The sequence below is a fragment of the Pseudomonas sp. MG-9 genome (assembly GCF_018729515.1).
In the GTDB taxonomy this organism is placed as follows: Bacteria; Pseudomonadota; Gammaproteobacteria; order Pseudomonadales; family Pseudomonadaceae; genus Aquipseudomonas; species Aquipseudomonas serboccidentalis.
The window spans coordinates 124,864-148,000 of sequence record NZ_JAHHZH010000006.1 but is presented as its reverse complement, the minus strand read 5'-3'; the positions used below and the strand labels follow the sequence as shown (position 1 = coordinate 148,000).

Annotated in this window: 18 protein-coding genes; 5 read left to right on the top strand and 13 right to left on the bottom strand. The window is 60.2% G+C overall.

What is annotated here, in order from left to right:
- Positions 1 to 63 precede the first annotated feature (63 nt).
- The 13 genes from KKQ10_RS17235 to yaaA all read right to left on the bottom strand — a co-directional run bounded on the left by KKQ10_RS17235 (position 64) and on the right by yaaA (position 18,420).
- The gene (locus tag KKQ10_RS17235; RefSeq protein WP_215501770.1) at positions 64 to 1,515 is read right to left on the bottom strand and encodes a mannose-1-phosphate guanylyltransferase/mannose-6-phosphate isomerase; all 1,452 of its coding nucleotides are present in this window, start codon (positions 1,513 to 1,515) and stop codon (positions 64 to 66) included.
- A 209-nt stretch (positions 1,516 to 1,724) separates the two neighbouring features.
- Positions 1,725 to 2,381: an alginate O-acetyltransferase AlgF gene (locus KKQ10_RS17230; RefSeq protein ID WP_127651075.1), complete on the bottom strand. Its 657-nt coding sequence runs from the start codon at positions 2,379 to 2,381 to the stop codon at positions 1,725 to 1,727.
- Positions 2,382 to 2,396: 15 nt separating this feature from the next.
- Positions 2,397 to 3,572, bottom strand: coding sequence for an alginate O-acetyltransferase (locus KKQ10_RS17225; protein WP_127651074.1), 1,176 nt, complete (start codon positions 3,570 to 3,572; stop codon positions 2,397 to 2,399).
- Between the two features lie 10 nt (positions 3,573 to 3,582).
- Positions 3,583 to 5,148: an MBOAT family O-acyltransferase gene (locus KKQ10_RS17220; protein ID WP_127651073.1), complete on the bottom strand. Its 1,566-nt coding sequence runs from the start codon at positions 5,146 to 5,148 to the stop codon at positions 3,583 to 3,585.
- A 210-nt stretch (positions 5,149 to 5,358) separates the two neighbouring features.
- Positions 5,359 to 6,483, bottom strand: a complete 1,125-nt coding sequence (locus tag KKQ10_RS17215) for a mannuronate-specific alginate lyase (protein ID WP_127651072.1) — start codon at positions 6,481 to 6,483, stop codon at positions 5,359 to 5,361.
- An 8-nt stretch (positions 6,484 to 6,491) separates the two neighbouring features.
- Positions 6,492 to 7,952 carry an alginate O-acetyltransferase gene (locus tag KKQ10_RS17210; protein WP_215501769.1) on the bottom strand — a complete coding sequence of 487 codons (1,461 nt, stop codon included), beginning with the start codon at positions 7,950 to 7,952 and terminating at the stop codon, positions 6,492 to 6,494.
- A 10-nt stretch (positions 7,953 to 7,962) separates the two neighbouring features.
- The gene (gene algG / locus KKQ10_RS17205) at positions 7,963 to 9,549 is read right to left on the bottom strand and encodes a mannuronan 5-epimerase AlgG (protein WP_215501768.1); all 1,587 of its coding nucleotides are present in this window, start codon (positions 9,547 to 9,549) and stop codon (positions 7,963 to 7,965) included.
- Between the two features lie 26 nt (positions 9,550 to 9,575).
- The gene (locus tag KKQ10_RS17200; protein ID WP_127651069.1) at positions 9,576 to 11,063 is read right to left on the bottom strand and encodes an alginate export family protein; all 1,488 of its coding nucleotides are present in this window, start codon (positions 11,061 to 11,063) and stop codon (positions 9,576 to 9,578) included.
- Complete coding sequence (algK, locus tag KKQ10_RS17195; protein ID WP_215501767.1) at positions 11,060 to 12,565, bottom strand: alginate biosynthesis TPR repeat lipoprotein AlgK; 1,506 nt, start codon at positions 12,563 to 12,565, stop codon at positions 11,060 to 11,062. The genes KKQ10_RS17200 and algK overlap by 4 nt, the downstream gene beginning before the upstream one ends.
- Before the next feature lie 9 nt (positions 12,566 to 12,574).
- Positions 12,575 to 13,744 carry an alginate biosynthesis protein Alg44 gene (locus KKQ10_RS17190; RefSeq protein WP_215501766.1) on the bottom strand — a complete coding sequence of 390 codons (1,170 nt, stop codon included), beginning with the start codon at positions 13,742 to 13,744 and terminating at the stop codon, positions 12,575 to 12,577.
- A gap of 35 nt (positions 13,745 to 13,779) precedes the next feature.
- Complete coding sequence (gene alg8 / locus KKQ10_RS17185) at positions 13,780 to 15,261, bottom strand: mannuronan synthase (RefSeq protein ID WP_414891963.1); 1,482 nt, start codon at positions 15,259 to 15,261, stop codon at positions 13,780 to 13,782.
- A gap of 251 nt (positions 15,262 to 15,512) precedes the next feature.
- Positions 15,513 to 16,829, bottom strand: a complete 1,317-nt coding sequence (locus tag KKQ10_RS17180) for a nucleotide sugar dehydrogenase (protein WP_127651066.1) — start codon at positions 16,827 to 16,829, stop codon at positions 15,513 to 15,515.
- Positions 16,830 to 17,640: 811 nt separating this feature from the next.
- Positions 17,641 to 18,420, bottom strand: a complete 780-nt coding sequence (yaaA, locus tag KKQ10_RS17175; RefSeq protein ID WP_215501765.1) for a peroxide stress protein YaaA — start codon at positions 18,418 to 18,420, stop codon at positions 17,641 to 17,643.
- A 311-nt stretch (positions 18,421 to 18,731) separates the two neighbouring features.
- Between yaaA and KKQ10_RS17170 the strand changes: the two genes are divergently transcribed.
- From KKQ10_RS17170 to moaE, 5 genes are all read left to right on the top strand, one after another.
- Positions 18,732 to 19,808 carry a polysaccharide deacetylase family protein gene (locus KKQ10_RS17170; RefSeq protein WP_502941627.1) on the top strand — a complete coding sequence of 359 codons (1,077 nt, stop codon included), beginning with the start codon at positions 18,732 to 18,734 and terminating at the stop codon, positions 19,806 to 19,808.
- A gap of 337 nt (positions 19,809 to 20,145) precedes the next feature.
- Entirely contained in the window at positions 20,146 to 21,540 is a 1,395-nt protein-coding gene (locus tag KKQ10_RS17165) for a PhoH family protein (protein WP_215501763.1), read from the top strand.
- 238 nt (positions 21,541 to 21,778) lie between these two features.
- Entirely contained in the window at positions 21,779 to 22,252 is a 474-nt protein-coding gene (gene moaC / locus KKQ10_RS17160; protein WP_007972660.1) for a cyclic pyranopterin monophosphate synthase MoaC, read from the top strand.
- Positions 22,249 to 22,491 carry a molybdopterin converting factor subunit 1 gene (gene moaD / locus KKQ10_RS17155; protein WP_103521386.1) on the top strand — a complete coding sequence of 81 codons (243 nt, stop codon included), beginning with the start codon at positions 22,249 to 22,251 and terminating at the stop codon, positions 22,489 to 22,491. The genes moaC and moaD overlap by 4 nt, the downstream gene beginning before the upstream one ends.
- A 3-nt stretch (positions 22,492 to 22,494) precedes the next feature.
- Positions 22,495 to 22,947: a molybdopterin synthase catalytic subunit MoaE gene (gene moaE, locus KKQ10_RS17150; RefSeq protein ID WP_215501762.1), complete on the top strand. Its 453-nt coding sequence runs from the start codon at positions 22,495 to 22,497 to the stop codon at positions 22,945 to 22,947.
- The last annotated feature ends 190 nt before the right edge of the window (positions 22,948 to 23,137 follow it).

The window sequence follows — 23,137 nt, the reverse complement described above, 5'->3', positions numbered from 1 at the left end:
CGCCCAACCCGCTGCGGATAGGGGACGCAGTGGGCTGGACGGGGGCTTCTTGTTACGCGGTGATCACTGCGCGATGGTTTTCACCGACACGCCGCGTTCGATCGGGGTGGAGCGACCGTAGATATCTTCGAAGCGTTCGATATCGTCCTCGCCCAGGTACGAACCCGATTGCACTTCGATGATTTCCAGCGGGATCTTGCCCGGGTTGCGCAGGCGGTGCACCGAGGCGATCGGGATGTAGGTCGACTGGTTTTCGCAGAGCAGGAACACGTTTTCATCGCAGGTCACTTCGGCGGTGCCGCTGACCACGATCCAGTGTTCGGCGCGGTGGTGGTGCATCTGCAGCGACAGGCACGCGCCCGGTTTCACCGAGATGTGCTTGACCTGGAAACGCCCGCCCATGTCCACGGAATCATACGAGCCCCACGGACGGTAGACCTCGCAGTGGTTCTGGGTTTCGCTGCGGCCCTGCTCGTTGAGGGTGGCGACCATCTGCTTGACACCCTGGACCTTGTCCTTGTGGGCGATCATCATCGCGTCCTTGGTTTCGACCACGACGATGTTCTCCAGGCCGATCACCGACACCAGTTTGCCGTTGCCGTGGATCATGCAGTTCTTGCTGTCCTGGATCACCACGTCGCCTTTGCTGACGTTGCCGTTGGCGTCCTTCTCGTTGACTTCCCACAGCGACGACCAGCAACCGACATCGCTCCAGCCAGCAGTCAGCGGCACCACGCAGGCGCGCTGGGTTTTTTCCATCACGGAGTAGTCGATGGAATTGTCCGGGCAGCAGGCGAAGGTGGCTTCGTCCAGCGTGACGGTGTCGGCGTCCTGGTGGCTGCGCTCAAGGGTCAGCAGGCAGGTGTCGTAGATGTCCGGATCGTGCTTTTTCAGCTCTTCAAGGAAGCGGCTGGCGCGGAACAGGAACATGCCGCTGTTCCAGTAGTAGCCGCCGGATTCGACGTACTCGGTGGCGCGTTTGACGTCGGGTTTTTCGACGAAGTGCGAAACGCGGCTGACGCCTTCGGGCAGCAGCGAATCAGCGGTGGACTTGATGTAGCCGTAACCGGTTTCCGGTTTGGTCGCCGGCACGCCGAACAGCACCATTTCGCCGTTTTCAGCGGCCACAGTCGCCAGGGCGAGGGCGCGTTGCAGGGCTTTCTGGTCTTCCAGCACGTGGTCGGCCGGCAGCACCAGCATCAGCTCGTCACGACCTTCATTGACCAGCATCATCGCGGTCAGCGCCACCGCCGGCGCGGTGTTGCGGCCGAACGGTTCCATCAGGATGCGCTGGCATTCGAGGTTACGGTTGGCCAACTGCTCGTTGACGATGAAGCGGTGATCCTTGTTGCAGACCACGATCGGCGTGTCCATGCCTTCGAACACCAGGCGCTCCAGGGTTTGCTGGAACAGCGTGTGCTCACCGGTCAGGGCGAGGAATTGCTTAGGGAATTGTTTGCGCGAAAGTGGCCACAGACGCGAACCGCTACCACCTGACAAGATCACCGGAATCATGTTGTTTACTCCATAAAAATCAATTGGGTTAGAGGCACGAACGTTGTGTCGTTTCACTCTTGTTTTTGTCTCGTACCGAGAGGCCACCGCATTCCCCTGTAGGAGCTGCCGAAGGCTGCGATCTGTTGATCTTGATCTTTAAAAGCAAAGTCAAAAGATCGCAGCGTGCCGCAGCTCCTACAGGGATCAGCGTCTCATCGGAAAAATGATTAACGCGTCGACACCGGGCGTTTCACCCAGACTGGCGACAGGCTGCTGCCGGAGCCTGTGACGTACAGCACGGCTGCTTCACCGCGCTCCAGGGCAACCGGTTTCACGTCGCCGACTTTCTTGTCGCCTTCGTACAGCGCGAGGCTGACTTTCACCGGGTTGATTTCACGTTCGCCACGGCCCTTGGCGGCCACGTTCGGCACCACGTCGGTCTTGCCGTCGGCGGTCTTCAGGGTCAGCGGCTTGTCGCTGAGGTTCTGCACGCGCACCAGGGATTTCTGCTTGTTCTTGAATGGTGGCTCTTCGATCAGTTGCGGCGCGCCGGACGCGTTGTTGACCAGGGTGTAGTAGTGGTCACCGGCGAGTTTGACCGGCAGGGTCTGGCTGCCGATCTTGGCGCTGTAGTCGCCGCCCGGCATGAAGCTGAAATCGCTGCTGGCCAGTGGCGCAACATCGCTCAGGTTGGTGCTGCCGACGGTGGCGCTGACTTCGGCGTTGCTGGCGTTGTAGACCCGCACGAAGGTCGAGCCTTTCGGTGCGGTCGGGCCGTACAGTGCGGCGTCACCACCGGCAAAAGCCTGGACCGACAGCACGCTGAGGCCAGCGACCAGTGCGAAGCGTTTTGCGAGACGACGAGGAGTAGTTGTGAAAGTCATGGTGTTACCTCTCTTTCAGTTTTGCGCCCGATCGGGCGTCTCGGATTTAGTGTTGATGGCTACGTTTTGTTGGCGAGCACCGGCTTGTTTGAGCTCTGCGACCCACTGCGGGTCGGCGTCGCCGATTTCGTTGTTCACAGGCAGATATCGTTCAGGAAACTCCCAGATCAGCACCTGTGGCGGGCTGTTCTTGAAGTCATCGCTTTTCAGGTAGCTGAGCATCGGCAGGATCGGGCCATGGCCGTCTTCGGCGTAGTTCACGACGTCGCTGTGCAGCGCTTGTTTCAGCGCACCGACGAAGTTCCAGTTGGGGTTGGCGCTGTAGCTGGTGCCGATCAGCGCGACCGGCACTTCGCTGTTGGCGAACAGGGCATCGTCACCGGCAGGCTGCTCGGCGGCGGCCACGGTGTTGCGCTTTTGCAGCGGCTCTTGCGCCGGCATCAGGTTTTCAAACAGTGGATCGAGCGGCAGAAACAGACGCAGGTCGCCCTTGTGCGTGACCTTCTCTGCCGGCGTGGTGACGAAACGCTGCGGCTCGCCGCTGAGCGGGAACTTGTCGGCGATGGTTTTCGCCAGGGTGTTGGCCGCGATCTCGGCGCCTTCAGGCGTCCAGTGGGTGTCGGTGCGCAGGAACACTTGCTGACCGTTCTGCTTGGCCTGTTGCAGCGGGCCGAGCAGGTCCGGGGCGAGGATCTTGTCCGCCGCGACACGGGCGTGGAAGTCCTGATACAGGTTTTCGTGGATGCTCGCCGGTTTCACTTCACCCAGGTGTTCCGGGTACAGGCGAACCTTGGCCGGGACGATCGCCATCACCAGTTTCACGCCTTTGGCCTTGAGGGTCTGGCGCACGCCTTCGACCAGCGCGTAGTTACCTTGCAGGTTCAGCTCTTCGTTGACGATCGGGTTGAATTCCTCGTCGCTGTACAGCCACTGATCGCGACCGAGCACCACGCCCGGACGACCTTCGTTGAACAGTTTGAAATCCAGCGCAGCCCAAAGGTTGGTGCCCAGACGCTTGATCGGAAACTGGTCGTCGTAGTGGGTTTCCACGGCTTTGGTCCAGCGACCGTTGAGCACCGTCGCGTCGGCGTTGGTGCTGAAGCCGAAGAAGCTGCGCACCGACCACAGACCGAGCACCAGCAGGGTCACCAGAAACAGCGCGATGTAGAAGATGCGTAATGAGCGGGTCATGTCAGATCCCTCAGAACTGGAAGTAAAGGAACGGCGAGAAGCTTTGCGCCGAGAGTTTGAGAATCGAGGCGATGAACAGCAGCAGGATCAAGCCGCGCATCACATAGCGCGACCAGTCCGCGGTCCAGTAGGCCGGTTGCACCTGGGCTTCGACGCCGACGGTGTAGCCAGGCTCATGGATGTTCGCCGGGTTTTCGCCGGGTGCGGCCTTGATCATTCCCGGGGTCGCAGTGGCAGGGCCGTCGGCCTCGACGTTGACTTCAGGTTTGGTCTTGACCGGCGGCTGATTGGTGTACAGATCACGCAGGCCGAAGAACGCCAGCGTTGCGTACGCCACCACCAGCGTTGCCACTTGCAGACCGGTGAGGCTGGCGCGGTTGAGTTCCGACAGCGACCAGTCGCCGAAGCTGAACATCGCGCCGTACATGCGCCCGGCAACGTGCAGGTTTTCGGCGCGGAAGATCACCCAGCCCATCACCACCAGCAGGAAGGTCAGTGCCCAGCGGATCGGATTGAGGCTGCGCGGCGAGGTGTTGATGCCGAGCATTTTCTCGATCGCCAGCCACATGCCGTGCCAGGCACCCCAGACGATGTAGGTGATGTTCGCGCCGTGCCACAGACCACCCAGGAGCATGGTCAGGAACAGGTTGCGATAGGTCATCAGTGTGCCTTTGCGGTTACCGCCGAGGGTGATGTACAGGTAGTCACGCAGCCAGGTCGACAGGCTGATGTGCCAGCGGCGCCAGAACTCGGTGATCGACTGGCTGATGTACGGCTGCTTGAAGTTTTCCATGAAGCGGAAACCCATCATCAAGCCCAGGCCGATGGCCATGTCGCTGTAACCGGAGAAGTCGAAATACAGCTGCGCGGTGTAGGCCAGTGCGCCGAGCCAGGCATCACCGGTGGTCGGGTTTTGCAGGGCGAAGCAGTGGTCGGCCACCACCGCGAGGGTGTCGGCGATGAACACCTTCTTGATGAAACCCTGCATGAACCGCGTGCAGCCTTCGGAGAACTTGTCGAGGGTGTGGGTGCGGTTGTTGAACTGGTCGGCGAGGTCGCGGAAACGCAGGACCGGGCCGGCAATCAGGTGCGGGAAGATCGCCACGAACGCCGCGAAGTCGATCAGGTTGCGCGTGGCCGGGGTGTCGCCGCGGTACACGTCGATGATGTAGCTGATCGACTCGAAAATGTAGAACGAGATGCCGATCGGCAACAGTACGTGGGTCAGGATAAACGGCTCCAGACCGAACGAGGTCATGATCGCGTTGATGCTGTCCACGCCGAAGTTGGCGTACTTGAAGTAGCCGAGGATGCACAGGTCGACCGCCACGCCGAGCAGCAGCCAGCGCTGCGCCGGTTTGGTCCTGACGCCAGCGGCACCGACTTTGAGGCCGATCCAGTAGTTCCACAGCGTCACCGCTGCGAACAGCGCGAGGAAGTCCACTCGCCACCACGCGTAGAACACGTAGCTGGCGATCAGCAGCAACAGGTTGCGATAGCGTTGCCCGCTCAGGTAGTACAAGCCGAGAAAGATCGGCAAGAACAGAAACAGGAACACGTTGGATGAAAATACCATCCCGATCTCTCCATGTTTGAACCAACAGTCAAGGGCCAAAGCCCCCCCCAAACCCCCCACGTAGAACCGGAGGGCCAACTCACAAATCTAAAACCTGACACCGGCCCTCTGTAGGAGCTGCCGAAGGCTGCGATCTTTTGATCTTGATCTTTGAAGGCAAGATCAAAAGATCGCAGCCTTCGGCAGCTCCTACATTGGGATGTGTGCGGCCTACGAACCCTTGTTGCCCTTTTCATGGGACGGGTCGTAGACCTTGGTCAGGTCGCCACCGAGGCGGAAGGTCTTGAACGGTTGCATACCGTGCTTCTTCTCGATCACATCCGGCGGGCAGGTGTAGAGGGTGCAGAACGGTTCGAGCCAGGCGAATTTCATGTCCTCTTTCAGGTCGGTCATGTCCTGCTCTTTGCCGTTCTTCTTCTCGAATGCATCCGGGTCTTTCACCCCGGCCAGTACCCGATCACCCAGGCGCTTGAGCGCGCTGTTGTTTTCCTGACGCAGATCGACACCGTTGACCTGGGCGAAACTGGCGATCATCGCCAGCGGCGGCAGGGCGTAGTTGTGATAGGCGAGGGCGCGTTGCTGGCGCTTGAGTTCGTTGGGCAGGAAGCCGTCGGCGTCGACTTGATTGACCCCGACCTTGTATTCCTTCACCGCCCAGTCGAACAGGTCGCGACGGTTGGTGGCGACGGCGGTTGCCATCACCGACCAGGCAGCCCAGTACGAGTGGTTGTTGGTTTTTTCCAGCGGCAGGTTGTCCCAGTCGCTGACCACCTGATCGGCCATTTTGCTGAACCATGCCTCGATCTGCTGCGCCTCTTGCTGATGCGCGGCCAGCGGATGCGAGTCGGAGAACTTCAGGCGAATGTACGAAGAGGCCATGCTGCCCAGCGCCCATTTGCGCATCGATTTGCCGGTGTGGTTGAAGTCTTTCGACATCAACGCGTCGGCCTTGGCCCAAGCGGTCAACCAGTTGAGCGTGCAATCGAGCTGCTCCGGGCGACCGTCGCGCATGAACTGCATCACCCGTTTGGCGGTGCCGCGCTCCAGCGTGGTGATGTCTTTGGTGGTGTCACGGAAGGCTTTTTCCGACTGCACGTTCAGTGTCGCGCGGGCCTTGTCCGAGCCTTCGTATTTGCTGCGAAATTGCAGCGGACCGGTGTACGGCGCGGGCATAGCGTCGCAGCCTTCGCTCTTGTCGCCGGTCTTGAATTTATCCACCGGCGCGAAGTAGCCCTGCGGCGGGCGCAGTGGCGCGGCGGCCTGAGTGGCGCCGGCGAACATCGCCAGGCTCAACAGGGTGGGAGCCAGTAAAGATTTCAATTTCGGATTTCGCATAGCAGACCTCATTGCCCGACCTGAGCGGTTTGTTGCCCAGCGCCCGGGAATACGTTGCGTTTGCAGATTTTCGCTTCGACTTTTTGTGGCGCGGTGCCCGCTTCCGGACCCTGGACTTCGACCGCCAGCAGGTTTTGCGAGGCCCAGTCTTCGTCGGTGCGCAACTCGAAGGCGAAACGACCGTCGGTGTCGGAGGTTTCCGGTTTCTCGATCTTGATGTCCTCGTGGCGACCGTTCATGTACCAGAGGGTGGCGTGCAGGGTTTTCACCGAGGTGTCGGCGAAGCGGATGTCGACCTGGTGGCTGCTGTTCTGCAGGTTCAGGTTTTTGCTGTTGACCAGCAGTTCTTGTTTGCTGCCCGGTTTCAGCGTGGCGCTGCCGGTCATCTGGGCGTCTTTGCCTTCGCAACCGTTGTCGAGAAGGGACATCATCTGGCGATAGATGGTTTCCTGATCGAGACGGTACAGCGGCGAGAATTCCCAGATGAGAATCTTCGGCGGAGTCTTCTGGAATTCGTCGCTGCCCAGGTACTGCAGCATCGAACCTTCCAGACCACCGCCGGGGAAGGCGACGTTGAGAATGTCGGCGCCGATCGCCTCTTCGAGGAAGCCGGCGAAGTTGTAGTTCTTGCCGCTGTGCGAGGTACCCACGAGGGTGATTTGCGGGTTGCCGGAATCACCGAACAGGTCGCCATCACCGGCTTCGCCTTTCGGCTCGGTGGTGAACTGGTCCATGTACTGGATCGCGTAACTGGTGCCACACAGTTGTCCGGCCATGTTGTGCAGGGTGCCGGTCTTGCCCATGCGCCCGGTGCGCTTGGTCTCGAATTCACGCTTGGGAATGTCGGCGAAGGCCGGGATCTGCTTGACCTTCTCGGCGACGATTTTCGCCGTGCGCTGTGCGCCGTACGGGGTCCAGTGCTGGTCGCCACGGAAGTAGAAATCGTGGGCGGGCAGGGTGTCTGGCAGCGATTCGTTGGTCAGCGGCGACAGGTCTGGCACCACGTAACCCATCTGCGCGAAACGGCCGAGCATGGTCTTGTAGTTGCCCAGCGCTTTCTCGTAATCGAACGCGGCTTTTTCCTGCGGGTTGAGCTTGTTGCGGTTCACCAGGCCACGGGTCGGCTGGTAAACGATCACCAGCTCGACGCCTTTGGCCTTGAACGCATCGTGCAGCTGTTGCAGGCGCTTGTAGCCGGCCGGGGTGGTGTTGAACTCGGTGCGCAAATCTTCCTGCGTGCGGAACAGCCAGTCGCCCTGCGCCTGCACCAGGGTGGTGAAGTTCTGCTGATAACGCGTGGTGTAGTTCTTCGCGTCATGGGCGGCCGGGCACAGGTTGCAGCACGGTTCGGCGTTGAACTTCGGCGGGGTGGCGCCCGCCGCTTCATCGGCGCGGGCGCCATTGCTCGCCGCCAGAATGCCCACGGTCAGGGCCGACAGGCTGAGTAATTTGATCAAGTGTGAGTGCATGGAATTATCCTCAGTCCCGCATTTCGGTCTGGCGTTCGACAGGGTCGATCAGCACGGCTTTCTGCTGGCGCACCAGCAGGTCGAGAATTTCATCCTGGCGCTCGCCAAGGATGCCGTTGAAGCTGATGCCGCTGGATTTGGTCGGCGCCAGCATCGATACCCGGTACAGCTCGACGCTCAACGGCGAGTCGATGGCCATCGGGCCGCTGCCGTTGGCCGCCAGTTCACCGCCGACCACGATCAGCGACACCTGGGCGTCGAACGGGTCGAGCTTGATGTCACGGTCGGTGTCGGTCAGGTCCTTGATGTGGCCGTAGACGCCGGTCAAACCGTTGGCCATGGCCACGTTTTCGTACAGACGGATGTTCACGCTGTTACGAATGCGGATGCCGTGGCGCTTGTTGCTGATGACCTTGTTGCCCCACAGCAGGTTGTCGGCAGACTCGTAGAGGGTGATGCCGTCGGTGTGGTTCTTGTAGATCTCGTTGTAGGCAATGAGGTTGTTGACGCTGTTACGGTCGATCACCAGGCCCGAGAGGTGGTTGTCGAAGCTCTTGTTGTTGAAGATGAAGCTGTCGTTGACCTCACGGGAAATAATGATCCCGTGCTTCTTCTTCGTACCGTACACAGTGTTCTCGGCGATGATCAGACCGTGGGAACGGTCGTGCGGGTCGATGCCGTAGACGATGTTGTCTTTGTAGGTGTTGCCCTTGACCACGAAGTCACGGGTTTCGTAGCAGTAGAAGCCGTACCACATGTCGGAGAACTCGGAGCCGACGATCCAGCCGGTCGGTTCAGGACGCTTGAGCACCTTGGCCATGTTCGGCGTGTACTGGGAAATACTCACCCCGTACGACTTACTGTTGGCGTAGCCGAAGCTGGCCATCTTGCTGTTGACGATGTAGGTCTCGGTGCCGCCCCAGGCGAGCAGAAACGGACGGAATTCCTTCGGCGTACGGAAGGTGGCCGGGCCGTTGTCCTTCTCGCGCCAGCCGGTGACCTTGGTGTCACGCACGAACAGCTGACCGTCGTTGACCAGGAACGAACCCGCCTCCTGCGACAGGCGCAACTCCTGGGTCTGGTCATCGATTTCGAGGATGCCTTTGCGCCCGACCACGATCGGCAACTTCGCCAGATACACGCCCGGCGAGGTTTCGCTGAAGTACTGCTTGGGCACTTTTTTCGCCAGATCCTTGAGGTTCAGGTAGCCGTCGTCGACGAAGATCGCCTGCGGGATGCCGTGCTGACGCACCACCCATTCGGCCATCTTGTTGTCGCCGCCGATGAAGTCCTTCAGGGCGTCTTCCTGCATCATCCGGCGCACGCTGATCTTGCCCGGTTTGCTGCGCACGATTTTCGCGGCAGCGGCCTCGGCGGTGAAGCCGGACAGGTCGGGCAGTGTCGGCTTGGCCAGTTCCAGCGCCTCGGTCGGCGCGCTGCTGACGGTGTAGGTCTTGGCTTGTTGCAGCTCTTTGGCGGTCGTAACCGGTTTGCCTGGTTGCGGCGCCGCCGGTTCGACACTGGCAAAGGCGCTCGCCGAGGCCAGCAGCATGGCGCCGGCCAACAGGCTGATCGAGCCTTTCCTTGCATGGTGCATGTCGGGCACTCCCTTGGCGGTTTGCATCAGAAGCGCCAGATCACGTCGATGAACGCGCGGTGCATGTACGAGTCGACCTGGCTGCCATAGGCATCCCCGGGCTTGAACACGCCGCCACGGAATCGCACCAGCGCCGACGGTTCATCGATCGACTGGCTCAGCGCGGCCGGCAACAGGCCTTGCTTGAAGTACTTGGTGACCACCAGGTCCATCTCCTGACCCAGGTCCTTGTTGCCATCCTGCAGCGGCAGCGAGGTGCTGGAGAGGATCGCGCCGGTCACGTCGTCGGTGTTGTTTTCCACGGCGTTGATGCCGTTGCTGCCCACCGGCTTGTTGCCGTCCACGCGCCAGAACTTGTGGTAGATCAGGCTGGCGTCGTATTGGTCGTTGAGCATCCACGAACCGAACAGGGTGGCGGTCTGCATGTTGCTCATTTCGCCACGGAACGCTTCGCCGAAACGGTGTACCCGCGAGCGCGTACCGGTGTAGTTGGAGCGGTTGCTCTCCAGACCGTTCTGCTGGTAATCGGCGCTGGCGCGGGCATAGGCACCGCCGACTTGCCATTGCGGGTCAAGGCGCAGACGCACACCGATATCGGTGGCCCAGCCGTTGATGTCATCGCTGCGTTTGGCTTGCGCCGGGGCGGTGCCGTCGGCGTTCAGCGGGTTGACCGAGTCACGGTCGCCGCTCATGCCGGTGATGCTGCCCCAGTAGTTGACGGTGTTGGTGTTGCGCCAGTTGTAGGCGTCGCTGTCGGCGGTCAGGCCGAGCCAGCTGATGTCACCGTTCTGGGTCTTGTCGAGCGAGTCGCGGGGCACACCCGGTTCGGCGTAGTCGAGTTTGCCGTCATCGTGGGTGTGGTGGCCGCGAATGCCGACCCAGTTACCCGGTGTCCACTGGTAAGCGGCATCGGCGTAGGCGTGCAGGCGATCCTTGTCTTTGGGCGCCAGCTCTTTCAAGTCGGTGCGGTATTCGCTGAAGCGTTCGGCGACGCCGACGTTGGCGCGCAACAGGGTGGTGTCGAAGGTCCAGTTCAGCGCTTCGATGTTGGTGTCGCGCCACTGGCCGTCATCATTGCGCAGACGCTGGCGACCGAACTTGAGTATTTCGCCAGGGTAGGGGGTGAGGCCGCTGTAGCCGACCCAGAACTCGCGCATCGCCAAGTAGTTTTTCTTGGTCTTGCGATCACCGTTGTCGGTGGTCTGGCTGCCTTCGCTGTCGGACTGCTGCAGGGTGTCGGTTTCGATGATATCGGTCGAGGTGACAGCCTGGCCCATGGCGTAGGCGCTCCACGCGCCGCTTTCGCCGTAGACCCACGGACGCAGGTCCAGGCCCACACCGTTGACGTCGCCACCGGGTGCGGTACCGAGGTCGCGGTCGTCTTCGGACTGGCCGGTGATTTTCACTTCCAGGCCGAAGTTCTTGCTTTCAGTCATCGCAGCCAGTGTCGGGCAAGACCAGATCAGTGCGAAGGTGAGGCCAATACCGGCCTTCACGAATGGATTCAACTTCATAATTTTTCCTCGCCGTCTTCTTCTTGCAGGGCGTGCAGTTGCAATGCGTTCGGGTTCTGGGCGCCACGACTGGCCTGTTCCTGTTGCAGCAGGCGCTGGGCTTCGGCCAGACGCTCGGGCGGCAATTGCGCGGCGAGGGTGGTCGCCAGTTCATCGGCTTGCGGGGTGTTCTGCGCCTTGGCCAACTGGCTGAACACGTAGGCGTTGAGCGGGTCGGGCCTGGTGCCCTTGCCTTGGGAAAACAGTTGGGCGATGGCGAAGTCGGCGCTGTTCTGGCCGTTGCGCGCAGCGGTCAGCAGATGGTCGAGGGCCTTCTGCGGATAGACCTTGCCCAGGTAACCACGGCGATAGATCTGGCCGAGGTAGTAATCAGCGGCGACTTCGCGGCCGACGGCTTTCTGAAAGTGTTCTTCGGCGACTTTCGCGTCGACCGGCACCAGTTTGCCTTCGTAGTAGAGCTTGCCCAGCAACAGCTCGGCGCGCGGCTGGTCGGCGGCGCGGCCGTTGTCCAGGTACTTCATCATCTGATCGACGTCGCCCAGTTCCGGGAAGTCGTAGAGCAGTTGCGCGAGGGTCACCCACGACGCCGGATAGCCCGGAGCGATCGGCTCGAGCAGCGACTGCGCGGTCTTCTCGTCGGTCTTGCCCAGGGTCGAATCGGCCAGTACACGAGCCACGGAATCGACACGCTGCGCGCTGACCGTGCCACGGCTGTAACCGGCCTGCATCTGCTTGATCAGCTCGGCCTGTTGCTCCGGCTGGGCACGTTTCTGATAGACCGTGGCCAGTTCGACGTAGCAGATGTCGGTGGTGTTGAGCGCGACTTTGCAGATCTTTTCCACGTCATCCAGGTGCTGGTCGTAAGTGCCCTGGGTGCGATACAGCAGCACTTGGGCCAGACCCGCTTCCGGGTAGCCGGATTTGCGCCATTGATCGATCTGCTGCTGGGCGTTGATGTTCGGGAAGCTGTGCGGGTATTGCAGGTACAGCATCGCCAGCGGGATCAACGTATTGCCTTCGCCATTGGCGGCGGCTTTTTTCAGCAGGCTTTCGGCTTCGTGATGCTCGGCCTCGGTCGAGCCCGGCTTGGCCACCAACAGGCGACCGAGACGGGCCTGGGCCCGTGGCGAAACATCGGCGGCAGCGCGGTAGGTCGCCTCGGCCTGTTTGATCTGCTCGGGGTCGCGGCTGTCGACCTGGATATCGGCGAGGCCGACTTGCGCTTCGCTGTAACCCAGATCGGCCAGCGCGCGGTAGTTCTGCGCGGCGGTGGCGGTGTCGCCACGCTTGAGCGCTTCGTTGGCCAGACGCTGGTCGGGCAGACCGGCGCAACCGGCCAGACTGACTGCCAATGCCAAGGCACACACCGTCCCCCTGTAGGAGTGAGCCTGCTCGCGATGCAAGCCACTCGGTGCATCAGACATACCGCGGCGATCCAATCGCGAGCAGGCTCGCTCCCACAGGGTCGGCGGTGTGTTCAAGATATGAGTAGTCACAGGCATGTCCTCGACTTAAAGACCGGCAGCCATGGCTTTGTCGATCAGCCAGTTCAGGTTCGGACCACGGTCGCTGTTCACTTCCACCGGGCGGCCGGCGAAGGCGCTGTCCAGCGGCTCGTCCGGCTGGATCTGCACGCGGATGTCGGAGGACAGGTCGGCGCTCTTCAGGCTGGTGCTGCTGACGATCTTGCCGGTGCGGGTCTTGTCTTCGCCGGCGATCTGGAAGCTCACCGGCGTACCCGGACGCACGTCACCGAACTGGCGATAGGAGAAGCGCGCATCGACGGTGGCCTGGGTGTTGCGCGGTACCAGGGTGAAGATCACGTCGCCCTTGCTCGCGTACTGACCGTCAGCCACCAGTTGCTGGGCCACGGTGCAATCGCAAGGGGAGGTCAGGGTGCCGGTCATTTGCTTGCCGAACAGTTCTTCAACCTTGGCCGGTTGCAGCTGGTCTTCGTCCAGATGGCCCTTGAGCACGTCGAGCATGCTGGTGCTGAAGGTCGCCAGCGGTGCGCCTTTGGCCGCAACGCCGTCGGACTTGACCAGGCTCTGCACGGTGCCGTCGCGCGGCATGGTGATGTTCATCCCCGGCACGCTGACCAGGCCCGCCTGCGCATGGCTGACGAAGTACATGCCGTACACCGACTTGAACACGAAACCGAACGCGACCAGGCCGATGGCGAAGACCCCGGCGCTGAAGGTCACCGCTTTCAGACGCCCGAACGGGGTCATGCCGTGGCCGCCGTCCTTGACCTTGCGCGCCTTGGTGAAGTTGTCGCGCTGCAGGGTCGCCAGCACTTCACCCATGCTGACGATGTCGCCGGCCAGGTGCGAGGTGATCAGGTGACGCAGGGTCGAGATGTCCTGTGGTTCCAGGTTCTGGAACTGGCAACCGGCGCGGCCGGTCTGGCGGTCGTAGGAGCGCACTTGCAGTTCGACGTCCATGGCCAGGCCGAGGTTGTCGATCACGAATTGCAGACGCGCCTTGTACACGTCGCCGGCCTTGAGCGGCAGTTGCCCGGCGTTGAACGCCAGACCACCGGCCGAGAGGTCGATGACCCGTGCCTCGACTGGCGTCCGGTCTGGGCCGAAGAAACGCAGTTTGGCCGGGATTTTCACTCGGGCGTGCTGACGCTGGGCTTCGGATTCATGCACTACGTTGGCGTTGACGGCGGTATTCATAGGGGCGATTTCCTTGTTAATTCAATAGGGGCGGGTCAGACCATCATCAGCAGCACGGCGACGAAAATGCTGCCGGCGGAGAAGGTCATGGTCCGAGACGACCAGGTGTTGAACCAACGTTGAAAGCTGGCGAGATCACGGGTCAGGGAAGTGGGTTGGCGAGTCCAGGATTGTTGGTCGAGGCGGAAGAACACGTAGATCTTCACCAGCGCACCGACGATCTGGTTGTAATAGAGAATCGCCGGGTAAGCCGGGCCGATCCGGTGACCGGAGCAGGACAGCAACAGCGTCAGAATCAGACGGGTGATGCCGATCCACAGCAGGTAAACCAGGATGAACGCGGTGCCGTATTTGAAGCTGGCGATGATCGCCACGGTCAGGCCCAGCAGCGACGTCCACATCGACACGCGCTGGTCGAACAGCACCACCGAGGTGAAGGCGCCGAGGCGTTTCACACCCAGGCCCAAAGCTCGCGAGTTCTGGCGCAGGTTGTTGCCGTACCAGCGGAACATCAGTTTGCGGCTGGCCTTGATGAAGCTCTTTTCCGGCGGGTGCTCAACGGTGTTGATCGCCGCATCCGGCACGTAAAAGGTGTCGTAACCCAGGCGCATCAGGCTGAACCAGCTCGACTTGTCGTCGCCGGTGAGGAACTTGAAGCGGCCCAGGCGCCAGTGTTGCAGCGAGTCGCTTTCAACGTCGGCGATGAATTCCGGGTTGGTGACCACGGTGGCGCGGAACACCGACATGCGTCCGGTCATGGTCAGCACGCGCTTGGACAGGGCCATCGAGCACATGTTGATGTGACGCTGGGCGAAACGCAGCTTGTGCCATTCGCTCATGATGTAGCCGCCGCGCACTTCGCAGAACTCGTTGGTGGTCAGGCCGCCGACATTGCCGAACAGCTGGAACCACGGCACGGTCTTGCGCACGGTACCTTCGCCGAGCACGGTGTCGCCATCGATCACGGCCACCACGGCGCGGTCGTCCGGCAGGTGACGGGAGATCGCGCGGAAACCATAGGCCAGGCCATCACGTTTGCCGGTGCCGGGAATGCGCACGAAGTCGAGTTTGACCCGTGCCGGCGGATTCATCCGTGCCCACAGTGCCTTGACCAGCAGCTCATCGGACATTTCCACGATCGAGCAGACCACGGTGGTCGGCAGTTCGCAGTCGATGGCTTCGCGGATCACCGAGCTGTAGACCTGCGCCGTGGTGAGCGCGTCGATACGGAAACTGGTGACCATCAGAAACACATGCGACGGGTCCGCCGCTTTACCCAGCTTGCGCACTTTGCGGCGCAGGTGCGGGTAGACGATGTAGAGAAAAATCATGCCGCGCACAAAGTGCGTTGCACCCATCGAGTAGCGCCAGATACCCACGGCGCCAATCAGGAAAATGAAGTCCTTCGACTCGGAGTCGAACGTGGACGTGGGCAGCATCAAGGCCAGGCCCATCAACAAACTGAGGTAAAACAGCCAACCGGCGGCCTGAAGTAGGCCGTGCTTTAGCCTGTGCATAATCTGCATCCGTCTCTATCTCGGGCGAGCCCGATGGGGTTAAGGCAGGCTTACAAAGAACTGCGATGTCACGCGCAATTCGGGCGAACCCTGTAGGAGCTGCCGAAGGCTGCGATCTGTTGATCTTTGCCGGTCCACTCGGGACTCAAGTGTTTGGGGCAAAGATCGCAGCCTTCGGCAGCTCCTACATTCGGGTTCACACATTGGTTGCGCGCCGCCTATGGGTTACGCGGCGGCGCGCAACGTCTGCTTTACCAGCAGATACCTTCGGTGCGAGTACCGGCATTGGTGGCTTTGGCCATGAAGCCCACCAGGTCGATGACCTGTTTGCCTTGCGGTGCTTGCTGGGCCAGCGAGCGGAACTTCTCGTCGCGGTTGCCGAGGATGATCACGTCGGAGTTGTCGATCACCGAATCGAAGTCCGAGTTGAGCAGGGACGACACGTGCGGGATCTTCGACTCGATGTAGTCCTTGTTCGCGCCGTGAACACGGGCGTACTCGACGTTGCTGTCGTAGATGCTCAGGTCGTAGCCCTTGCCGATCAGCATTTCGGCCAGTTCCACCAGCGGACTTTCGCGCAGGTCATCGGTACCGGCCTTGAAGCTCAGGCCGAGCAGGGCGACTTTGCGTTTGTCGTGGCTTTCAACGATGTCGAAGGCGTTCTGCACTTGCGATTCGTTGCTGCGCATCAGCGAGTTGAGCAGCGGCGCTTCGACGTCCAGCGAACCGGCGCGATAGGTCAGGGCGCGCACGTCTTTGGGCAGGCACGAACCGCCGAAGGCGAAGCCCGGGCGCATGTAGTACTGGGACAGGTTGAGGGTCTTGTCCTGGCAGACCACGTCCATCACTTCACGGCCATCGACGCCGACTGCTTTGGCGATGTTGCCGATCTCGTTGGCGAAGGTCACTTTGGTCGCGTGCCAGACGTTGCAGGTGTACTTGATCATCTCGGCGACGGCGATGTCCTTGCGGATGATCGGCGCGTCGAGTTCTTCGTACAGCGATTGCAGAACGTCGCCCGAGGCCTTGTCGAACTCGCCGATGACGGTCATCGGTGGCAGGTCGTAGTCCTTGATCGCGGTGGATTCGCGCAGGAATTCCGGGTTGACCGCGACGCCGAAATCGACGCCGGCCTTCTTGCCGGAGCAGTCTTCGAGGATCGGGATCACCACGTTGGCGACAGTACCCGGCAGCACGGTGCTGCGGACCACGATGGTGTGGCGGGTAGATTTTTCACGCAGGACGAAACCGATCTCGCGGCACACCGCTTCGATGTAGTTCAGTTCCAGGTCGCCGTTCTTCTTGCTTGGTGTACCGACGCAGATCATCGACAGGTCGGTGTCACGAATCGCCTCGGCGAAGTTGGTAGTACCGCGCAGACGACCGGTCTCGATACCCTGAGCCAGAAGTTCGCCCAGACCCGGTTCAACAATCGGCGACTTGCCGGCGTTGATCATGTCGATCTTGTCTTTGGCAACATCGACGCCAACCACGTCGTGGCCCCGTGCAGACAGGCAACCGGCACACACTGCGCCAACGTAACCCAAACCAAATATGCTGATGCGCATCGCAATTACCTCTGTGTTTTATCAAGCCATTAGATGGCCGGAGTTAATGGTGTTCAGCGGTCATAGTGCACTCGAAAGTGCGGCATACAGACGCCACAATGCCGTGTGCAGGCATACTAAGTTCCGAGTGTCTAAATAAGTGCACTCAAGATGTGCGCAACTAGGCCTAGTTGTTATGACTTGCCCTGTTATGCAGCCGATCTTCTTGGTGGAAGACTCTTGTGCATGTGTCCAGTCCACCTGATGTCGGGCGTAAGGCCCGTAGATCAAGCGGTTGGGTGCTCAGGCGAGCACGGTTACAGGGGCGCAGCCTTTGGCCTTGTAGAGGATGTTTATGGTGCGTATCACCTATCCATCGTTAGTTGTTCAGATGAGTGAACCATCTAGGCAAGTTGCTGTGACAACTTGGTTACATGGTTCTCCGCTCTGCGTAAGTTATCTCGTACAAACTCGGCGAGAATCGTTACCGGTGGTATGAGCTATGCATTTGGACATAGTTCCTACCCACTCATCGGCAAATCTGAAATTTTTTGAAATATTGCCAAAGATGGCACTGGTCTCAATCTGATAGCACTTTCGATTTGAGCCTTTATTAATAGGCCCTTAATCGAGCCAGATAGTTTTGTGCCACTACCGTAAAAAAATTTACGTGCCACTACTGAAAAAAAGTGCGGCTGTCGAGTGAAACTAAAATTAGAATTCGAGAGGACAATTTTATGGCGCCAATAAAGCGGCGAAATGTGGCGGGGGATTTTTGACGTCGTGCGAGCTGCACGACTCTTTATAGAAAGAGTCGTGCAATGGGCATGCTTTATTCTGGGGCGTGGTCGCGCAAAAACACCAGATTGTCGGGTTTCGACTGTTCGACGCTGTAGCGGTAGCCCTGCACATCGAACTGTTTGAGGGCGGCCGGATCGTTGATTCGCTCCTGAATCACGAAACGACTCATCAGGCCACGGGCTTTTTTGGCGTAGAAACTGATGATCTTGTACTGACCGTTCTTCAGGTCCTTGAACTCGGTGTTGATGATTCGTGCATTCAGGGCGCTGCGTTTGACCGCCGAGAAGTACTCGTTCGAGGCCAGGTTCAGCAGCACGTCATCACCTTGCTCGGCGAGCGCTTCGTTGAGCCATTCGCTGATGCGCGTGCCCCAGAAGGCGTACAGATCCTTGCCACGGGCATTGGCCAGTTTGGTGCCCATTTCCAGACGATACGCTTGCATCAGGTCCAGTGGACGCAGCAGGCCATAGAGGCCGGAGAGCATGCGCAGGTGCTGTTGCGCGTAATCGAATTCGGCTTCGCTGAACGATTGCGCGTCGAGACCGGTATACACATCACCCTTGAACGCGAGCAGGGCCTGCTTGGCGTTTTCCGGGGTGAAGGCGGGTGTCCAGCTGCCGAAACGTGCGGCGTTGAGGCCGCCGATCTTGTCGGACACGTGCATCAGTTCGCTGATTTGCGCCGGGCTCAGTTCGCGCAGTTGCTGGATCAGCTCCTGGGAGTGGTCGAGGTATTGCGGCTGGGTGAAGCGCTGGGTCGCCGGCGGTGTTTCGTAATCGAGGGTCTTGGCGGGGGAAATCACCATCAGCATGAAGTCGTCTCCTTTAATCGTGGGGGCGATTCTAGGGGGTTGTCCGAGTTGACTCCAGCTATGAGCGTGATAGGTGATCGATGGCCCGCCACGATCCCTGTAGGAGTGAGCCTGTTGCGATAGCGGTCTGACATTCAGCATTAATGTCGACTGATACACCACTATCGCGAGCAGGCTCACTCCTACAGGGGATCGATGTGGCTGCGGGAATGGGTGGCTTATCAGCTATAGTGCCGCGCGGGTTTGGTTATGGAGACACCCCTTTGCGCATTGTTCTTTTATTCACCGCGTGGCTGTTGAGCTTCGGTGCCATGGCGGCGCCGGGTGATGTGGCGACGCTGGATCGCAGCACCTGGCCGGAGCAGCTCGGCAGCCCGACCCTGTTCGACGTCGCGTCCCGCGCGGAAATCCTTATGTTCGCCCGTGGCCTGCTCGGTACCGAAGCGCTGGATGAAGCCGCGCTGGCCCAGCGACTGGGGCTGCGCACGGTCAATGTCGATGCGATCAACAGCCTGCGTCAGCGGCTGTGGGCACGCCTGTTGGCCAACTACAACTTCGCCCAGCAGAGCTGCGACCAGGACGCCTCGTTCTGCTTCCTCGTCGAAGACTTGCCAACGTTGCGCGAGCAGGCCGCCAAATTTGCGGTCAGTGACGACAGCTATTACACCAAGTGGGCCGAGCCGAGCCGGCTGTTTCATTTGCAATACCTGGACGAGCTGATGCGCAAGGCCGCGCTGTCGCCGCAGACCAGCAGCGAAGTCGATCGTTTTGGCGACTACGAGCGTAACGGCGACGAGATGCACGATCGGCTGTTTCTGCTGAGTTTCGACAGCGCCGCCAATCTGCAGCCGGACAACACCGACTGGATCGCCGACTACCTGCGTAAATCCCGTCTGAGCGGCACTTTCTTCTTGCTGGGCAAGGATGTGCAGGCGCGATTGGCGGATCGTTCGGTGAACAACCTGCAATCGGAGTTCTCGAATCTCTGTGTTGGCGTGCAGGGCTGGGAGTTCCGCTCTCACAGCCACTGGCAGGACTGGCAGGACTCGGTGCGCCGCAGCAGTGATCTGGTGAGGAACAAGTTGCCGGAAAACTACGTGCCGCTGTTCCGTCCGCCGGAAGGGCAACGGCGCAGTGATTCCGGCAGCTTCTTCCGCAATCAGGGCCTGCAAGTGGCGCTGTGGGACATCGATGCCCAGGACGGTGCGGGCAAGCTCAAAGGGGCGCCGAGTGCGCAGCGGGTGCTGACCCTGATGCTCTTGTGGCGCCACGGGGTGATCAATTTCAACATGAAACAGGATGCGGTGAAGACCGCGTTGCCGTGGCTGATCACGCAAACCGCGCAAAGCGGAATCGGCTGGGAGGATTGTCAGGACGGGTTTCGCTGATAAACGAAAAAAGCCCGGAAACATTGGGCTTGGGGCGATTTTTGATGAGAATTCGATGCAGGCGGACTTCCGACTTTAGCGGGGTCTGGGCGGTCCGCCAAGGGCTTTTCGTCACTCTGCAAAATAAACTTAAAAAAACCGTCAAAGTGCTTTTTTATGTCATGGGTTTTGGAGTATTACGAAGACAGACCGCCGAAACCTGCAACACAGGTGGCGTCTTCCAAGACTCCTTTTGTGTGCAGTTCATCCAAACCCTCAGGGATGAATTCGGCAGTCACTTCGAGGCGCAGCACCGCCCAGGTATTGCGTCGAATGGCTCCCACAAAGGTGACCGAGTATGGATGATCACGGACGTAGCCCTTCTTCCAACCAGCCAATCCTTTATGTACTCGATACCAACGTATTGATTCACGATCCAAATGCCCTGCTGAATTTCGAAGAACACCACGTCGCGATCCCGATGACCGTGCTCGAAGAGCTGGACAAGCTCAAGAGCGGGCATCACAGCGTTGCTGCCGAATGCCGCCAGGCTATCCGGCTGATCGACAAGACCCTGGGCGATGCCTCCCCCGAGGACGTCGAGCTGGGCGTGCCGATCCAGCGCGGCAAGGGCGGGCCGAAGGGCTTGCTGTCAATTCTGATGAGCAAGCAGGCCGAGTCGAACCTGATTCTGCCCGAGCATCTGAACGACAACAAAATCATCAACCAACTGATCGACCTGCACACCCGTGATCCGAAGAAGGCCGTGGTGCTGGTCACCAAAGACATCAACATGCGCCTCAAGGCGCGCGCCTGCGGGATCGATGCCGAGGACTACAGCACCGACCAACTGGTCGATGACGTGTCCCTGCTGCCCAACGGCTACCACAACATGACCGGCTCCTTCTGGGACCGCGTCAGCAAGGTGGACACCCGTCAGGATCACGGCCGCACCTGGCATCAGGTGCAACTGATCGACAACCTGCCGGCGGTGCACATCAACGAGTTCATCATTGACGAACAAGGCTTTGTCGGCTGGATCAAGGAAATCCAGGAAGACAAGCTGCTGATCCTCGATCTGCACCAGGAACCGCTGCTGCACCAGGAAGCCTGGGGGCTCAAGCCACGGGACATTTATCAGAGCCTGGCGCTGTATGCGTTGCTGGATCCGGACATTCACCTGGTCAACCTGTCGGGGGCGGCGGGTTCGGGTAAAACCATTCTGGCGCTGGCCGCTGCGATCGAGCAGACCATGGTCAGCAAGCGTTATCGGCGGATCATCGCCACCCGCAGCGTGCAGGGGCTGGACCAGGAAATCGGCTTCCTGCCCGGCACCGAAGCGGAAAAAATGGAGCCTTGGCTGGGCGCCATCACCGACAACCTCGAAGCCTTGCACATGGATGACGAAAACACCCATGGCAGCGTCGACTACATCCTCAGCAAAGTGCCGTTGCAGTTCAAATCGCTCAACTACATTCGCGGTCGCAGCTTCCAGCAGAGCCTGATCCTGATCGACGAATGCCAGAACCTCACGCCGCACCAGATGAAAACCATCATCACCCGGGCCGGCGCCGGTTCCAAAGTGGTGTGCCTGGGCAACCTGGCACAGATCGATACCCCTTACCTGTCCGCGACCAGTTCCGGGCTGACCTACCTGACCGAACGCTTCAAGGATTTCCCCAACGGTGTGCACATCACCCTGCAGGGTGTGCCGCGCTCGATTCTGGCCGAATACGCCGAATCGCATCTGTAACCCTTCGATCAGAACCGGGCGGCCCACAAGCTGCCCGGTTTTTTATGGATAAATACACAACCCCCGTAGGAGTGAGCCTGCTCGCGATAGCGGTGTATCAGTCGACATTAATGCTGAATGTCAGACCGCTATCGCGAGCAGGCTCACTCCTACAGGGATTTGCGGTGTGGCTGTAATCGCGCTCGCGGAAATTTGACCCGCAGGTTTACAATCCCAGCTCCTGATCAGGAGTAATCCCGTGCTGACTCATCTAGATTCCCAAGGTCGCGCCAACATGGTCGACGTCACCGAAAAAGCCGTGACGTTCCGCGAGGCGACCGCCCAGGCGCTGGTGCGCATGCTGCCTGAAACCCTGCAGATGATCGTCAGTGGCGGCCATCCCAAGGGTGATGTATTTGCCGTGGCGCGTATCGCCGGCATCCAGGCGGCGAAGAAAACCAGTGATCTGATCCCGCTGTGCCATCCGCTGATGCTCACCGGCGTCAAAGTCGAACTCAGTGCCGAAGGTGACGACAGCGTGCGCATCGTCGCGCGCTGCAAGCTGTCCGGGCAGACCGGCGTGGAGATGGAAGCATTGACCGCCGCCAGCGTTGCCGCACTGACTATCTACGACATGTGCAAGGCCGTGGACCGCGGCATGACCATCGAAAGCGTGCGTCTGCTGGAGAAGGTCGGCGGCAAGAGCGGGCACTTCCAGGCGGAGCAGCCATGAACCTGACCGTGAAGTTTTTCGCCCGTTACCGTGAAGCGCTGGGCGTGGACTCGGTGGCGGTCGAAGGTGATTTCGCCACTGTCGATGACGTGCGTGCACTGCTCGCGCAACGTGACGGCGCCGAGGTGTTGAGCGAGCAGAACCTGATGTGTGCGCGCAACGAAGACCTGTGCCAGCTCGACGAGCCGGTGAGCGACGGTGACGAAGTGGCGTTTTTCCCCACCGTGACCGGAGGCTGAGGCATGGCGATTCGTGTGCAGTCCATGGCGTTCGATCCCGGTGCTGAAGTCAACGCGATGCACGCGGCCAACGTTGGCGTCGGTGCAGTGGTGAGCTTTGTCGGCTATGTGCGCGACTTCAATGACGGGCTGGATGTAGCCGGAATGTTCCTCGAACACTACCCGGGCATGACTGAAAAAGCCCTCGGCAAGATCGCCGTCGAGGCCGAGCAGCGCTGGCCGTTGCTCAAGCTGGAAGTGTTGCACCGCATCGGCGCACTGGAGCCGGGCGAGCCGATCGTGTTTGTCGGCGCGGCCAGTGCCCATCGTCAGGCGGCGTTCGATGCCTGCGCCTTTGTCATGGACTACCTGAAAACCCGTGCGCCGTTCTGGAAGAAAGAAACCACCAGCGACGGCCCGCGTTGGGTCGAGGGGCGTGACAGTGATCATGCCGCCGCCGATCGCTGGAAGAAGTAAAACCCGCGTCGCCCTCAAGTCAGCCATCGCGAGCAGGCTCACTCCTACAGTTGGAATGCGTTCCCCTGAAGGAGTGAGCCTGCTCGCGATAGCGCCATCCGCCATACAAAAAAATCCTGCCTCTTTGCCCGATTGACGGGTTATACATAAAAGTCCAGTATGGATTTACAAGTACAAAAAACATTTCCCC